Origin of the sequence: Streptomyces sp. CCM_MD2014, from assembly GCF_000772045.1 — a bacterium.
GTDB classification, from domain to species: domain Bacteria; phylum Actinomycetota; class Actinomycetes; order Streptomycetales; family Streptomycetaceae; genus Streptomyces; species Streptomyces salinarius.
Genome location: NZ_CP009754.1, coordinates 106,970 through 121,852, shown reverse-complemented (window position 1 = coordinate 121,852; position 14,883 = coordinate 106,970). Strand labels below are relative to the sequence as shown.

Annotated in this window: 11 protein-coding genes and 3 pseudogenes; 11 read left to right on the top strand and 3 right to left on the bottom strand. The window is 70.2% G+C overall.

Going from position 1 to position 14,883, the window contains the following annotated elements; translation table 11 throughout:
- Window positions 1-8 precede the first annotated feature (8 nt).
- The 5 genes and pseudogenes from NI25_RS00575 to NI25_RS00560 all read left to right on the top strand — a co-directional run.
- A pseudogene (locus NI25_RS00575) lies at window positions 9-425 on the top strand (MarR family winged helix-turn-helix transcriptional regulator); the annotation flags it as partial.
- A gap of 237 nt (window positions 426-662) precedes the next feature.
- On the top strand, window positions 663-1,103 hold the full coding sequence (locus NI25_RS00570) for an OsmC family protein (RefSeq protein WP_061440508.1): 441 nt from the start codon (window positions 663-665) through the stop codon (window positions 1,101-1,103).
- Window positions 1,104-1,677: 574 nt separating this feature from the next.
- A pseudogene (locus tag NI25_RS40590) lies at window positions 1,678-1,833 on the top strand (helix-turn-helix domain-containing protein); the annotation flags it as partial.
- A gap of 168 nt (window positions 1,834-2,001) precedes the next feature.
- Window positions 2,002-2,316, top strand: coding sequence for a YrhK family protein (locus NI25_RS00565; RefSeq protein ID WP_061440507.1), 315 nt, complete (start codon window positions 2,002-2,004; stop codon window positions 2,314-2,316).
- A gap of 96 nt (window positions 2,317-2,412) precedes the next feature.
- Window positions 2,413-3,324, top strand: a complete 912-nt coding sequence (locus NI25_RS00560) for an SDR family oxidoreductase (RefSeq protein WP_061440506.1) — start codon at window positions 2,413-2,415, stop codon at window positions 3,322-3,324.
- A gap of 132 nt (window positions 3,325-3,456) precedes the next feature.
- Here NI25_RS00560 and NI25_RS00555 read toward each other — a convergent pair whose 3' ends face one another.
- Complete coding sequence (locus NI25_RS00555) at window positions 3,457-4,338, bottom strand: LysR family transcriptional regulator (RefSeq protein WP_061440505.1); 882 nt, start codon at window positions 4,336-4,338, stop codon at window positions 3,457-3,459.
- Window positions 4,339-4,398: 60 nt separating this feature from the next.
- Here NI25_RS00555 and NI25_RS00550 point away from each other — a divergent pair, with 60 nt between their 5' ends.
- From NI25_RS00550 to NI25_RS37135, 5 genes and pseudogenes are all read left to right on the top strand, one after another.
- Window positions 4,399-4,764, top strand: coding sequence for a DoxX family protein (locus NI25_RS00550; RefSeq protein ID WP_061440504.1), 366 nt, complete (start codon window positions 4,399-4,401; stop codon window positions 4,762-4,764).
- A 146-nt stretch (window positions 4,765-4,910) separates the two neighbouring features.
- The gene (locus NI25_RS00545; RefSeq protein WP_324610061.1) at window positions 4,911-7,538 is read left to right on the top strand and encodes a SpoIIE family protein phosphatase; all 2,628 of its coding nucleotides are present in this window, start codon (window positions 4,911-4,913) and stop codon (window positions 7,536-7,538) included.
- Window positions 7,539-7,749: 211 nt separating this feature from the next.
- Window positions 7,750-8,499 carry an SDR family oxidoreductase gene (locus NI25_RS00540; protein WP_061440503.1) on the top strand — a complete coding sequence of 250 codons (750 nt, stop codon included), beginning with the start codon at window positions 7,750-7,752 and terminating at the stop codon, window positions 8,497-8,499.
- 146 nt (window positions 8,500-8,645) lie between these two features.
- Window positions 8,646-9,521 (top strand): LysR substrate-binding domain-containing protein, encoded by an 876-nt coding sequence (locus NI25_RS00535; protein ID WP_061440502.1) that lies wholly within the window; start codon window positions 8,646-8,648, stop codon window positions 9,519-9,521.
- Between the two features lie 69 nt (window positions 9,522-9,590).
- Window positions 9,591-10,444: pseudogene (locus NI25_RS37135) on the top strand (IS5 family transposase).
- Between the two features lie 349 nt (window positions 10,445-10,793).
- On the opposite strand, the gene NI25_RS00525 reads toward NI25_RS37135, so the two are convergent.
- Both NI25_RS00525 and NI25_RS00520 read right to left on the bottom strand, forming a co-directional pair.
- The gene (locus NI25_RS00525; protein ID WP_061446678.1) at window positions 10,794-11,660 is read right to left on the bottom strand and encodes a phenylalanine 4-monooxygenase; all 867 of its coding nucleotides are present in this window, start codon (window positions 11,658-11,660) and stop codon (window positions 10,794-10,796) included.
- A gap of 168 nt (window positions 11,661-11,828) precedes the next feature.
- Window positions 11,829-12,308: a hypothetical protein gene (locus tag NI25_RS00520; protein WP_061440501.1), complete on the bottom strand. Its 480-nt coding sequence runs from the start codon at window positions 12,306-12,308 to the stop codon at window positions 11,829-11,831.
- Window positions 12,309-12,957: 649 nt separating this feature from the next.
- Between NI25_RS00520 and NI25_RS00515 the strand changes: the two genes are divergently transcribed.
- Complete coding sequence (locus NI25_RS00515) at window positions 12,958-14,310, top strand: MFS transporter (RefSeq protein ID WP_061440500.1); 1,353 nt, start codon at window positions 12,958-12,960, stop codon at window positions 14,308-14,310.
- Window positions 14,311-14,883 lie beyond the last annotated feature (573 nt).

Genomic DNA, 14,883 nt, shown 5'->3' with positions numbered 1-14,883 from the left:
ATGGCCCCATGGACGAAGACGCGCTGGCCGAGGAGTTGCGGCGGTCGATCGGTGAGCTGGTGCGGGCCGTAAGAGCGGCGGACACCATGTCTCCGGGAGAGGCCGCCATCCTCGGCTTCCTCGACCGAGAGGGCCCCCTGACCACGGCCGACCTCGCCCGACTGCGCGGTGTCACACACCAGTCGGCGGCCAAATCGGTCAAGGACCTCACCGCCGGCGGCCTCGTGCGTGGCGAGCCCCACCCCGACGACGGCCGCAAGCTCCTGCTGCGGCTCACCGATGCCGGCCGCTCCCGCCTCCGGCGGGAACGCGGCTTCCGTGCCGGCGCCCTGGGCGCCGCCATCCGCGAGACCTTCGACCCCGACGAAAGGCGGCGGTTGAGCGAGTCGGTCGCCCTCCTGTCCCGCCTGACGGCCCACCTCACCGCACTCGAAGGCGATGCCCGCCGAACAGCAGGGGCGCGTCAGGAGCGGCAGGCCCGAGGAAATCCGGGCGGGGGCACCGAGGCCTGACCCCCGTCCGAGGGTCCGTGACGTCCAGAGGGCGTGCTGCCGGGAGGCGTGCTGCCGGTACCCGCGCTGTGGATCCGGTTCTGGATCTCCCCCGAGGCGAGCCGGTCAGGCGCCGTGGAGCGGCGAGGCCGTGTGGCTACTGTGAGGGCCATGAGCGAAGAATCGAAGCGTTCCGTCGTCGTCGAACGCACCGGCAGCGGCCAGTTCCTGGCAACCAACGCCCGCGGCGGAACCATCAGTTTCGGTACGGTCCCGGACAGTGGCGGGGACACCGGGTTCACCCCCGTCGAGTTGTTCCTGGCCGCGATCGGCGGCTGCACGGCTGTGGACGTCGACATCGCCACCGCCCGCCACGCGGAGCCCAGCCGGTTCGCCGTGACGGTCACGGGGGACAAGGTCAGCGACGACTTGGGCAACCGCATGACGAACCTCCAGGTCACGTTCGCCGTGACCTTCCCGGACGGCGAGGGAGCGGAGCGCGCTCGCGCCATCCTGCCCCGCGCGGTCAGGACTTCCCATGACCGTCTCTGCACTGTCAGCAGGACCGTGGAGGTCGGCACACCGGTGACCACGACGGTCACCGACGCCTGACCCTCCTTTGCGCGTCGGGGCGAGGGGCGTTGCTCTGCGGCCCGCGCAGCGCCGTGTAGCGGAGGAGTACGGTCATGACGGCGGCGCCGGCCCCACTGGCCTGTTGCCGGCCGTCGACGAAGGGCTGCTGTGCGGCGTGGATCAGCTCCTGGGCACGGCTGCCGGTCCTGGGGTCGACCTGGACGGCGTTGGCGGCGGCGCCTTCGCGGGCGGTGTCCGCCGGTGTCCGTGGGGGAGGCCGTCCAGCTTGTCGTCGACGGCGCCGCGACAGCCGTTGGCCAGGAGTGCGCCGAGCATGGCGACCCGCAGCTGACGTGCATCCGGCGCACCCTCACCGCTGACCGGTGTGCGGGGCGCCACGGGGGCCTGATTGGTCCTCATCTCTTCCTTCCGAGGCGGGCGTGCGGGACCGGCGCCGGAACAGGGCCGGCCGCCGGGGGACGGGAGGGCTTGCCGGTCGGCCGGAGACCTCCGGCCGGCCCGCCCGCGACGTCAGGCGCGCGCTGCATCGACGGCATAACGTGTTGCCCATGCCGCAACAAGACGGGGGTCGGCCAGCCTCGTACGCAAACGCATCCGTGCGTTGCGTGTCGTACAGGGATGGTCGCTGGACGAGTCGGCCACGCGCGCCAACCTCGGCCGGTCCTCACTGAGCCGTAACGAGAACGGCCGGCGCCGCCACGCCCCGGACCAGTTGGTCACCCTCGCCCGCGCACTGGACACCACCTTGGCGGTGAAGGCAGTCACCGCCCCCACCGTCGAGGACGAGCGCACCCGTCTGGGCCGCCCGCCGAGCGTGGGCGGGGCGCCTTCTGCGACCGCACCTCCGGTCGAGCCGGACACCGGCCGAAGGCGCACACCTTCACGCCCCAGCCCGCAGTGTCCGTAGCGTGGAGGCATGAAAGACACCGCGCGAAGCACGTCGCTGGTCATCCACCTGGGCCGGGAGGAACTGGTCGTCGGGCGACGCTACGAAGCCGCCAGTATCGCCAACGACGTCCTGATCGCCCTCTGGTTCATCGCAGGCAGCGTCATGTTCTTCTCCGAGCACTGGACCACGCCCGGCACCTGGTGCTTCCTCATCGGCAGCATCGAACTCCTCATCCGCCCCGCCATTCGCCTCACCCGCCACCTTCACCTGCGACGCGTCCACTCCCACGCCCCGGGACCCGGTTCCTCTCCTGTTCCCCCCGACGGCTCCCAGGACTACTGAACGTACGGATGAACCCGTTTGCTCAGGGTTCTGCCGGTTACGCGATCACGCGTGGCAGCGAGAAGTCGCTTCCGGAAACGGCAGGAGGATCACGCCATGCACGACAGCGGCAACACCGGCGACGCGGCCCCGCAGGTCACCTCGGAGCCGACACCGCCCTATCCGCACCAGAGCCAGCAGCCCCCGGGCCTCGAGCGGGACATGACCCCGGAACCACGCTTCCTGGCCCCCCGCTACCGAGCGGCCGACAAGCTCCGGGACAAGGTCGCGCTGATCACCGGCGGGGACTCGGGCATCGGCCGTGCGGTGGCCGTCCTGTATGCGCGTGAGGGCGCCGACGTCGCCGTCGTACACCTGCCGGAGGAACAGGCGGACGCCGAGGAGACGCGCCGCGCGGTGAGGGCGGAGGGGCGCCGGTGCCTGCTGATCGCCGGTGACCTGGCCGAGGCGGCGTTCTGCCGGGAGGCCGTCGAACAGACCGTGCGCGAGCTGGGCGGCCTGAACATCCTGGTCAACAACGCTGCCCACCTGAACAGCCAGCTGGACCTGTCACAGCTGTCGTACGAGGACTGGGACCGGTCCTTCAAGGTCAACGTGTATGCCTACTACCACCTGGTCCAGGCCGCGCGTCCTCACCTCGAAGCGGGTGACGCGATCATCGCCACGGCTTCGGAAGAGGCCCTCAAGGGCAGCGACACCATGATCGACTATGCGGCGGCCAAGGCCGCCCTGGTCAATTTCACGAAATCGATCGCCGCACACCTGGCCAAGGACGGCATCCGGGCGAACGTGGTCGCACCAGGTCCCACCTGGACGGTACTCAACGTGGCCGACCCGAACATGCCGCAAGAGGGCCTCGCCCACCTCGGCAGCGAAGGCCCCGCGGGCCGGGTCGCCCAGCCGGAGGAGATCGCCCCCGCGTACGTCTACCTCGCCTCCGACGCCGACTCCAGCTACACCATCGGCGAAATCATCGCCGTCACCGGCGGGCTGACCTCCACCCGCTGACGACCGAGCCCCACCTGCGTGCCCACGGGGGTGCGAAGGCCCCCGGGCGTTCCACAGGGAACCGCGGCGGAGCCGCGCGCCCCCAAGCACGGCAGTCCGGCGGCCGGCCGCCGGCGGCCGGTCACCCCGCGGTCATGTCCGCCCGAGCCGCCGTACGACGCCCTCGAGGAAGTCGTCCAGCGCTGCCGGGTGCGTGCGGCCCCGGGGCCGGGCCAGCCCCACCCGGCTCGGAGACACGCCGTGCACCGGACGGAACACCACACCCGGGTGGGCGTAGAAACGGGCCACCGACGTCGGGGCCAGCGCCACGCAGCCGCCCGCCACCGCTCCGAGCCACTCGTCGGGCCGTCTGGTGACGGCACCGACCCGGACCGGGCGACCGTCCCGTTCGTCCACCGCCAGCCAGTGCTCCCGCCAGGCTCCCGTCTCGGGTCCGGTGGCGGCGAACTGCTCGTCCCACAGCTCCCGCCATTCCACGGTCTCGCTGTTGGCCAGCGGATGCCGAGCGGGCAGCAGCACCCCGCGCTCCTCGACGAACAACTCCACGACTGTGAAACGTTCTTGCCCGGGGAACGGCAAACGCACCACGGCCGCGTCCACCTCACCCCGGCCCAGGCCGGCGCTCGGCTCGGACCAGTCGAACTGCCGAAGCTCCACCCGCCACTCCGGCTGAGTGTGGCGGAACTCCGCCACGACCTCGGGGACGGCCTCCACCGCGCCCGCGTCCAGGAACCCCAGGCGCAGCACTCGCGCCGCCCGCCCGGCCGCCCGCACCGCCTCGTCCCATTCGTCCAGCAGCGCGGGCACCCGAGAGGCGAGTTCACGACCAGCCTCGGTCAGCGTCATCCCCGACCGCGAACGCACGAAGAGCCGTACCCCGAGATCCTCCTCCAGGTGCCGGATCCGCTTGCTCAACGCGGGCTGCGAGACGAACAGCTTCTGCGCCGCCCCGGTCAGGGTGCCCTCTTGCGCCACGGCGGCGAAGTAGCGAAGCAGGCGCGTGTCCACGTCCATGCCACCAGGTTATAGAAGCAGGTATTGGACGGTGCCGGGGCGCCTGAGGACCCTGAAGACATGATGGACAACCCACTCGCACTTCTCGTCGTCACGCTGCTCACCGCCGCCCTCAACATCGGTATCGCCGCTGCCGACCTCGCGGGGGCCCGCTTCGTACTGGCCAACTCGGCCGAGGTGGGGGTCCCCCGTTCCTGGCTGTCCCGGCTGGCCGCCCTCAAGCTGGCCGGGGCCGCGGGCCTCATTCTCGGCCTCCAGGACACCGCACTGCGCCCTCTCGGCGCCGTCGCGGCCTGCGGCCTCGTCCTGTTCTACCTGGGCGCGCTCGCCTTCCACGTGCGCGCCCGCGTCCTGCACAACCTCGCCTTTCCCGGCTTCTTCCTCGCCACCGCCGTCGCCGCGCTGGCCTTGACCGTTCTCTCCTGACGGTGACAGGCCTGGTCGGTGACGACTCGCGTCCCGTCGGAGAGTGCTCGTCATCAGGGGCGCAGAGGCCGTGCTGTACCAGAGGGAAATACCCTGAAAAGTGATAAAACGGGTGAATGCGCAAGGGGATGAGTGGCGTATCAGCGGTGGCGCGCAAACCATGGCCGCAGAGCGTCGCGGCGCAGGTCTTCGTTCTGCAGTTGCTGGTCATGCTGCTCCTGGCCGTACTGAGTGACGTCACCCTGGTGTATGAAACGCGGAGCCAGACGGTGCGCGGGGCACGGCGCCAAGCACTCGCGGCGGCTGCGGGCTTCGCCAGTTCCCCCGGGGTCGCGGCGGCCTTGAAAGGTACGAACCCGACCGCTGTGCTTCAGCCGCCGGCCGAAGAGGCCCGGCAGACCTCGCGCGTGGATTTCGTCGCCGTCCTGGACCGCGACGGTGTCCGCTATACCGACGTCCGCCCTGATCTGATCGGCAAGCGGGCAACCGGAGACTTCAGCCGGGCGTTGGACGGCGAGTCCTACACCGAACTGTTCAGGGGAGCGCCGACGGATGCCGTCCGCGCGGTCGTACCGGTCACCGACGCGGACGGCGCGGTGACGGGCCTGGTGACGGCCGGGCTGGAGATCAGCACGGTGAGCAGCACCTTCTACCGGCAACTTCCGCTGCTGGCAGTCGGCGCCGCAGGGTCACTGGCGTTGGCCACGGGCGCGGCGTGGCTGGTCAGCCGGCGGTTGCGGCGGCAGACACACGGGCTGGGACCGACCGAGGTGACGCGCATGTACGAACACCACGACGCGGTGCTGCACGCGGCGCGCGAAGGAGTCTTGGTGATCGGGGCGGACGGCCGGTTGTCGCTGGTCAACGACGAGGCACGACGACTGCTGCGGCTGCCGGCGGATGCCGAGCACCGGCCGCTGCGAGACCTCGGTCTGCCCGACTCGATGGTGCGGCTCCTGGCGTCCGACCGCGGTGTGGACGACGCCGTTCAGCCGGTGGGCGGACGCCTGCTCGCCGTCAGTGTGCGACGGACCAGCCGTGGCGGCCACGGCCCGGCCGGCGGCGTGGCCACACTGCGAGACACCACCGAGCTCCGCGCCCTCGCCGGACGAGCGGAAGTCGCGCACGAACGCCTGGAACTGCTGTACCGGGCGAGCGCCGAGATCGGCAGCACCCTGGACGTGGTGCGCACCGCCGAAGAACTCGCCGACCTCGTCGTCCCCCGGTTCGCAGACGTCGCCACCGTCGACCTCTTCGACGCCGTACTGCGCGGAGAGGAACCCGCACCGGGCGTGGCGTCGCCGGTGCGCCGCGTCGCCGTACGCGGAGCGGTCGAAGCCTGGCCCTTCCACAAGGCGGGCACCAGTCTGTCGTACGGGCCCGTCGCGCAGCAGCGTCGGGCGATGGACGGTGAGGACGCCGTCCTCGTCTCCGACCTGGCGCAGTCGCAGGACTGGCGGGTACCGGACCCGGAAGGCGCGCAGCATGTTCTCCGACTGGGTTTCCACTCACTCCTCGCGGTGCCGCTGCGCGCCCGGGGAGTGGTGCTGGGACTCGTCGTCTTCTGGCGCAGCGGCCAACCTCCCTTCCAGCCGGACGACGTGTCGCCCGCTGAGGAACTGTCGGCCCGCGCTGCGGTCTGCATCGACAACGCGCGCCGCTACACGCGCGAGCACGCCACCGCGGTCTCCCTCCAGCGCAGCCTGCTGCCGCGGGACCTGCCCCGACAGGATGCCGTCGAAGCGGCCCACCGCTACCTGCCGGCCCAATCAGGCGTCGGCGGCGACTGGTTCGACGTCATCCCCCTCTCGGGCGCCCGGGTCGCCCTGGTGGTGGGCGACGTGGTCGGACACGGACTGCGGGCCGCCGCCACCATGGGCAGGCTGAGAACCGCGGTCCTGACCTTCTCGGCCCTCGACCTGACGCCGGAGGACCTCCTCCTCTCCCTGGACCAACTCGTCACGCGTGTGGACGCCGCCCATCAGACAGGCGGCGAAGACCACACCATCACAGGCGCGACCCTCGTGTACGCGGTCTACGACCCGACCAGCGGCCGGTGTGCCTTCGCCGGTGCCGGACACCCACCGCCGGCGCTGGCCCTGCCCGACGGCTCGGTCGAGTTCGTCGACGTGCCGGCCAACCTGCCGCTCGGCCTGGGAAGCGTTCCGTTTCAGACCACCGACATCAGCATCCCGCCGGGCAGTCGCCTCGTCCTCTACACCGACGGGCTGGTGGAGAGCCGGGGCAGGACCATCGACGCCGGAATGGACCTGCTGCGGACGGTACTCACCGACACGGAGCCGAACTGCGAGAGCACGTGCCGTACCGTCATCGAGGCCATGGTCTCCACCGGATCGCACGACGATGCCGCCCTGCTCGTCGCCCGCACCCGCAGCTTCCCGGCCGAGAACATCGCGCAGTGGGACGTGCCCGCCGACTTCGAGGCGGTCGGCGCGGTCCGGACCCAGTGCATGCGGCAACTGGAGACGTGGGGCGTCGACACCGGTTTCGCCACGGAGCTCATCCTCAGCGAACTGATCACGAACGCCGTACGGTATGGCGCGCCGCCGGTCACCGTCCGGCTGCTCCGGCACCACGTCCTGATCTGCGAGGTGCACGACGCGAGCAGCACCGCGCCGCGCGTCGTCCAAGCAGCCGAGTTCGACGAGGGCGGACGCGGCTTGTTCCTCGTGGCCCAGCTCGCCGATCGGTGGGGCGTGCGCTACACGCCAGAAGGCAAGGTCATCTGGGCCGAACAGTCACTCGCTCCATGAGCGGCCGTTCTGGCCTGCGAGGCGAAGACACCGGCCCGGCCGCTCCGGAGGTTGCGCGCGGTCAACCCACGCGCGGCGTGACCAGCGGTTATCAAGAGCTTTTGTGGGGCGACGCACAGATCGTGTTGGCCCGGGTCCGGCATGCCTGCCTAATCTCGTGAGTGGAAGTGATCAACCCGGTCACCGATGGTGATATGAGGAGTTTGTGGACATGGCCGAGCACATGCTGAAGGACAAGGTCGCGGTCGTCGGCGGCGGGGAGAAGAATCTGGGCGGACTGCTCAGCAGGTCGTTCGCCGAGGCCGGGGCCAAGGTCGTGGTGCACTACCACACGTCGCAGAAGGAAGCAGAGGAAACCGTCCAGGCCATCCAGGACGCCGGCGGTCAGGCGGTCTCCGTGCAGGGGGACCTGACGGACGTGGCGAGTACGCGGCGACTGTTCGACACCGCGGTGGACACCTACGGCGGCGTCGACATCGCGGTGAACACGACCGGAATGGTGCTGCGCAAGCCGATCCTGGAGACCACCGAGGAAGAGTACGACCGGATGTTCGGCATCAATGCCAAGGCGGCGTACTTCTTCATCCAGGAGGCGGGGCGCCGCCTTGCCGACCACGGCAAGATCATCAGCCTCGGCACGTCCCTGCTGGCAGCCTTCACCGACGGGTACTCCACCTACGCCGGTGGCAAGGCGCCGCTGGAGCACTTCACCCGGGCGGCGGCCAAGGAGTTCGCCGACCGGTCGATCTCGGTGAACGTGGTGGCGCCGGGGCCGATGGACACGCCGTTCTTCTACCCGCAGGAGACGCCGGAACGCGTGGAGTTCCACAAGTCGCAGGCCATGGGCGACCAGCTCACCCACATCGAGGACATCGTCCCGCTGATCAAGTTCCTGGCCACCGAGGGCTCGTGGATCACTGGGCAGACGCTGTTCGCCAACGGCGGCTACACCACCCGATGAACACGGCTGCCGAACCGGCTCGTCCTGCGCTGTGATGTCCTACGACACCACAGCGCTCCGGCGCCTGCGAGCGTGGGCGAAGTGGACGAAGTGCGAGCGGCGGGGCGACGCGCCGTGCCGGCGTCGCAGAAGGGTGACTTGACCCCATGGGCCTGGACCTGCACAAGCTGGACCACCTGATCGCGGTGGCCGAGGAGCACAGCATCACCCGTGCCGCGGCTCGTCTGCACCTGTCCCAGCAGGCGCTGTCCACCTCCATCCGCGTCCTGGAACGCGAGGTGGGCGTCCCCCTGCTGGAGCGCACCGCCGCCGGTGTGGTGCTGCTGCCCGCCGGCGCCGCCCTGGTCGAGGACGCCCGCGTCCTGCGGGGCACGGCACGCGCCGCCCTCCAGCGTGCCCGCCGCATCGGCCGCGGTGAGAAGGAAGTGCTGCGCCTGGGGCACACCCCGGCCGTCACCGGAGAGGAGATCATCGTGCTGCTGCGGCAGGTGGGGACCGTGCACCCCCGCCTGGCCACCGACGTCAACCAGCGCTACCCGGGCGAACTGACCGAAGCCCTGCTGGCCGGAGACCTCGACATCGGGTTGTGCCGGGCCATGGCGCCGCCCTACGGACTGGCTCGATCGACCCTGGGGGAGCACCCCCTCAACATCGCGGTCGCCGCCGACCACCCCCTCGCCGGCCGGACTTCCGTGGCCCTGTCAGACCTCGCCGACCAGCGCTTCATCGTCTGGGGACAACCCGGCCATTCCGGCTACACCGACCTGCTCATCGCCCACTGCCAGGCAGCCGGCTTCGAACCCCGTACCGAACGCACCGCCCTCCAGGGCACCCCACCCGTCACCGCCGTCATCGGCACGGACCGCGTCGCCTTCGTCACCACGGCCCCAGGCCCCGCCGCCGGCGGCGCCGCCCGCATCCTCGCCCTCACCCCGCCCGTCTACGCACCCCTCCACGCCCTCTACTCCCCGAGGACCACCAGTCCCGCCCGAGACGCGTTCCTCGCCGCTGCCACCCTCTGACCTCATGCCGAGTTCGCGTCGGTAACCCTGGGCCGACTCCCTAACTGGCTCTAACAAAAGCTGCTGATCATGAGACTGTCGGCCTCTCCGCTCGTAGGTCTGGGCATGGGAAACCGTCAGTCGCGGCCGTGGATCGTGTCGGATGAACTGTGGTCGCTGGTCGAGCCGTTGCTGCCGACGCCAGGTCCGAAGAAGGTCCAGGGCAGACCGCGGGTGCCGGACCGGCAGGCCCTGTGCGGAATCCTCTTCGTCCTGCACACCGGCATCCAGTGGGAGTACCTCCCTCAGGAACTCGGCTTCGGCTCGGGCATGACCTGCTGGCGGCGCCTTGCGTCCTGGAACGAGGCCGGCGTCTGGGACCAGCTCCACCAGCTGCTGCTGAACGAGCTGCGGTCGAAGGACCGGCTGGACTGGGAACGGGCGGTGATCGACTCCTCGCACGTGCGGGCTGCCCGACGGGGCCCAAAAGCGGACCGAGCCCGGTCGACCGCGCACGGCCGGGCAGCAAGCACCACCTCATCGTCGATGGTCAGGGCATCCCGCTCGCGGTATCGCTGACCGGCGGCAACCGCAATGACGTCACCCAGCTGCTGCCCCTCCTCGACAAGATCCCGCCCGTCGCGGGCCGGGTCGGCAGGCCCCGCCGGCGGCCGGACGCTCTGCTGGCCGACCGCGGCTACGACCACGACATCTACCGCCGCCAGCTCTGGCAGCGCGGCATCCGGCCCGTGATCGCCAGACGGGGCGAGCCACACGGCACCGGCCTGGGCATCTTCCGCTACGTCGTCGAGCGCACGATCGCCTGGCTCCACGGCTTCCGCCGCCTACGCATCCGCTGGGAACGACGCGACGACATCCACGAAGCATTCCTCGGCCTCGCCACCTGCCTGATCACCCACCGCCACGTCCAACGCCTTTGTTAGGACCTCTAAAAGCTGAACTCGGTCCGCCCCCCGCCTCCTTGGCGACCTCGGTCAGGCTCACGGCCCCGGACTCGAATGGACCACCAAGGCGCCGTCGTAGCGGACCGGAGCGGCCGCCGAATGAGCCCGGCGGCGTACCGGACGGCTTCCTGTGGCAGGCGAATGCCTGGACCCGGCGTGAATCCGGTGAAGTGCGTCGTCCCCGGCTGGCGCGAGCCGGGGAACGTTCTCCGCGGCGCAGGCCAAGCCCGGACCGTATGCGAACCCGCCGGGAGAACATGTTCGTGCCAAGGCGGGTGACCAACTCGTCGTCGTTCATACCCGTGCCGGAAATCGGCGCGAGCCAACCTCAGGATGCCGCGTCACGTCCGAAGCGTGGTGCGCTCTCCTCGTCGAGCGCGGAAAGGAAGCCGCCCAGAGTGTCGGTGACCTCGCTCAGGCTGCGGGCGCTGAAGAGCACTGGCTGGTACCCGGAGATGTCGTACTCGGTGGCCAGCATCGCGCGGATGTCCAGCGGACGGATCCGAGCCTGCCGCAGGCGGCAGATCTCCCCGGACGAGGAGAGCAGAGCCGCCCCGTACGCCTTGGGTGTCCCTCCCTCGTCGAGGACTCCGTACTCCAGGGTGAACCAGTACACGTCGCTGATCATCTGGAGGACGTCCCTGCTCTGCACGCGCATCGCCGCATCCCCGATGATCCGGTAGACGTCGGCGAAGGCCGGCGAGGCCAGGTGGATCCCGTGACCGAAGACGTCATGGATGATGTCCGGCTCGGGGGTGAACATCGGTACGGCCGGGTGGCGGACGAACTGCACGGCGTGGAAGTAGCCGTCGGCCATCGACCCGAGGAACCGCTTGTTGCCGACCACGCCGCCCGCGAGGGTGAAGTCGAAGCCCGTCAGCCTCCGCAAGTGCAGTCCGACCTCGGCATGCTGCGGGATGTGGTCCGCCGGAACGGGCGCCTGTTCACGGGCGTCGAGAGCGGCACGGCAGGCATGCTCACGTTGGGCATCCCAGAGCCGCCGGTGGACGGTCCGCCAGGTCCGGTGCTCGGCCTCGGTGTAGTCCACCCGAGGTGAGGGGTCACCGACCCGGTGTCCGCGGGCCAGCGAGGCGATGGCCCGACGCCGCATCAGATAGCGGGGGTCACTGAGGCCGGGGTGCTTGGCGGCCGCGTCGAGTCGGCCGTCGGTCGCAATCGGAGTACGCACGTGCATGTCTCTCACGAACCGATTGTTGCGGTCGGCGCACAGCCGGAGCACCCGGACACGCCTGCCCCAGAAGGCGTCATCCACCTCCCACCCGGATCACCCAGCCGTCCCCATCACACGCCCGGTCCACCCCACCCACCGCCGCCCGGGCGCCCGGCCGGCGGGCCCGAAACGTCAAGCCACCGAGCGGAGTCGGTCCAGTTCGCTGCCGATCGCATCCCGTAGCACGTCGTGCTGAGAACCGAGCCTGAAGCGATCGTCACCCCAGCGCTCACGCGGATAGAGCCATACCGGCTTGCCCACCACATCGGCCGGTTCCCACTCGAACCGCGGCCAGACATGCGCATGCAAGAACGAGTCCGTGTTCCCCAGGATCTCCAGGTTGACCCGCCGGAAGGCCGGGTCCAGCCGACGACAGACATGCTCGACCGCCTCACCTAGCTGGTCCATGTCAGACAGGAACGACAGCCGCTTCGCCCTCGGAAGGTCCGACAGCCGCTGTATGTCCGGGTCGTCCACGAGCAGAACCGAGTAGCCCGGCAGGAACTGAACATCCCCGATCACGGCGAACCCTGACGTCAACCGTCGCAGCACGGTCGGGTTCTCGCCCCTCAGCGCAGCCCTGATCCGGTCCATCCGCCAGTCACCAGTCATGGCAAAAACCTACCTGCCGTTCGGCTGCCGAACGCGAGTCGCGCACCCGGCGACCGAAGCCCCCGTCCAGGCCAACTGCCCCTCTCAGCTCCTGAGAAGCCATGGTCGAAGGCTCCGGCCCACCACTGGGCGGAGGCCTTCGGGCCGTCGACCTGCCTGATCCCCCGCTGCCCGCGTGTGTGCCTTTGACGAGCCGAGTTACCAGGCCGGTGTCTAACGGGACGTGCTGCTGCGACCGCGGCGCAACACGCCGAGACGCACCAGGGGGCGATCAGCACCGGGGGGAGCCCTCTCTAGGCGCCGCCCGACCTGCCGGGTCGCCGGCTCGTTGGCACTCTAACGGGCTGCTCCTTCGCCGTGACCACGGTCCCGTCAAGAAGGATGCGCCCCGGCTGGTAGTGTTCGCGGCATGTCTGCTGCTTCGTGCGCGGCCGCTTGCGCCGCGGTGACCAGGACGTTCCGCTAGCGGCGGGACGTTCAACTCACACATCCTTCCTGGACGTCCAGCCGCTTCGTGACCAGACCGGAGCGGCACGTTCGTGCTGCTCAGAGCTTCCTCTGAGCAACGGAGCACCTGATGTTCCCAGGCACCCCTTCTTCACGCGGGCACGGCCCGTCACCTGCACGCGCATGGCTGGTGCTGTGCGCGATGTCCATGCTGCAGTTCTTCATCGCGGTCGACGTGACCGTGGTCAACATCGCCCTGCCCTCGATCGGCGCCGACTTCGACGTCGACGGGCACACTCTGACCTGGATCGTGGTCGGGTACACGGTCACTGGTGGCGGGATGCTGATGCTCGGTGGCCGGCTGGGCGACCTGCTCGGGCGGCGGCGCGTGCTGCTGCTCGGCACCGGCCTGTTCGGCGCCGCGTCCCTTCTGGCAGGCCTGACTCCCAACTTCGACGTGCTGGTCGTCGCGCGCCTGCTGCAGGGCACCGGTGAAGCCATCGCGCTGCCGGCCGCGATGGCGACCATCGTCCTGATGTTCCCCGAGGGCCCGCGTCGGTCGCGGGCCCTGAGCGTGTGGGCGGCGGTGGCCAGCTGCGGTCTCGTGCTCGGATTCGTCCTGTCCGGACTCATCACCGCCCACCTGGGCTGGCGGTGGGTCTTCCTGGTATCGGTCCCGTTCATCCTGGTCGTGCTGCTGGCAGCCGTCCTCCTGGTCGAGCGTGACCGGTCCGTGGCCAAGGACGCCCCGTCGCTGGACCTTCCCGGCGCGCTGCTGTTGACCGCCTGCCCGCTGCTGCTCATCTTCGGAGTGGTCAAGGCGGGAGAGCCTGGAACGCCCGCGTGGATGGTCCCGGGGGCGCTGGCCGGGGCGGTGGCCGCCGGGGCCGGCTTCGTGCGTGTCGAGGCACGCTCGCGCAATCCGCTGCTGCCCTTGCACTTCTTCGCCAACCGCACGCGTGTGAGGGCCAACCTGATCACGATGCTGCTGAGCGGAGGGTTGTCGACCTCGTTCTTGCTGTTCACCTTCTACCTGCAGGACCGGTTGGGCATCGGCCCCCTGGGTGCGGGCCTGATGATGCTGCCTCTGGCGGTCTCGCTGATCGCGTGCTCCGTGCTCGTGCCTCGGATGCTGAGCCGTTGGGGAGCGCGCGCGTGTGTGCTTGCCGGCATCGGGTTCACCACGGCCGCGATGGCCGCGATCGCGCTCGTCTCGGCGCTGCAGGCAGGCGGGGCGGCGATGATCCCGGCCATGCTCCTGATCGCGGCCGGGATGGGGTTCGGCGTCGTGGGGCTGCAGTACGTCGCGGTCAGCGGCGTCACCGACGACGATGCAGGGATCGCCTCGGGCGTCCAGCGCGCGGCTGACCAACTCGGCGGAGCAACCGGGGTAGCGGTCTGCGTCGGGATCGGGTTCGCTCCGACCCTGCACTCCCTCGATCCGTTCTTGGTCGCCACCCTGCTGGCCACCGGGGGGCTCCTGACCGGTGCGGTCGTGGCCTGGTGCATGCCCGCACCGACTTGCGCAGCGAACCTGGACGAACAGGCCGGGTAAGTGTCGTCCCGCCGGGGTGCGCCACGCTCCCACTGCCAAGGCCGCGCGCTCCGGCGGGACTTGCTGGTCAATGCCCCCTCTACGGCGGAGCGCAGGGCACATACCCGTCCTGCCCTCCTGCATCACCGCACCGTCGACGGGAGCCGAAGAGTCAACGGACGAAGCCGACGAAGGCCGACGCCCCGGCAACGCCGGCCAGCAGGACCAAGGCCTCCGCTCGCAGACGGAGGCCGACCCGTCGGCCGACGGGCCGCCTGGCGCGCAGCCCGGAAGGCCCGCGGGGGAGAAGGAGACCGTGCCGCCGGTGCTGGCGGAGCGGCGCCTCGTTCAGTGTGGTGACGGGGAGGGGAGGCGGGCACGGGCGGCTTCGACTCGATCGGCTCGCTGCCGCCTCCGTGACGCCCGAGGCCGAGCTGCCCGCTCGCACTTGCGCCGTGAACTGGGCGAACACACCGGCTGTCGGAAGCGCAGGTGGCCAGGGCGCTCGGCGTGGAGCCTCATGGCCCCCCCAGCGGTCCGTATCGAAGGCGTTCCCGGTCAGTCTGTTCTCTGGAAGGTGGCCGCCAGATGCGG

Excerpts from the sequence above, each read along its gene's own strand:
- NI25_RS00535 (WP_061440502.1), top strand. The coding sequence starts at position 8,646 with ATGGGCCTGGACCTGCACAAGCTGGACCACCTGATCGCGGTGGCCGAG.
- NI25_RS00550 (WP_061440504.1), top strand. The coding sequence starts at position 4,399 with ATGATGGACAACCCACTCGCACTTCTCGTCGTCACGCTGCTCACCGCC.
- NI25_RS00520 (WP_061440501.1), bottom strand. The coding sequence starts at position 12,308 with ATGACTGGTGACTGGCGGATGGACCGGATCAGGGCTGCGCTGAGGGGC.
- NI25_RS00570 (WP_061440508.1), top strand. The coding sequence starts at position 663 with ATGAGCGAAGAATCGAAGCGTTCCGTCGTCGTCGAACGCACCGGCAGC.
- NI25_RS00560 (WP_061440506.1), top strand. The coding sequence starts at position 2,413 with ATGCACGACAGCGGCAACACCGGCGACGCGGCCCCGCAGGTCACCTCG.
- NI25_RS00565 (WP_061440507.1), top strand. The coding sequence starts at position 2,002 with ATGAAAGACACCGCGCGAAGCACGTCGCTGGTCATCCACCTGGGCCGG.
- NI25_RS00515 (WP_061440500.1), top strand. The coding sequence starts at position 12,958 with ATGTCCATGCTGCAGTTCTTCATCGCGGTCGACGTGACCGTGGTCAAC.
- NI25_RS00525 (WP_061446678.1), bottom strand. The coding sequence starts at position 11,660 with ATGCACGTGCGTACTCCGATTGCGACCGACGGCCGACTCGACGCGGCC.
- NI25_RS00540 (WP_061440503.1), top strand. The coding sequence starts at position 7,750 with ATGGCCGAGCACATGCTGAAGGACAAGGTCGCGGTCGTCGGCGGCGGG.
- NI25_RS00555 (WP_061440505.1), bottom strand. The coding sequence starts at position 4,338 with ATGGACGTGGACACGCGCCTGCTTCGCTACTTCGCCGCCGTGGCGCAA.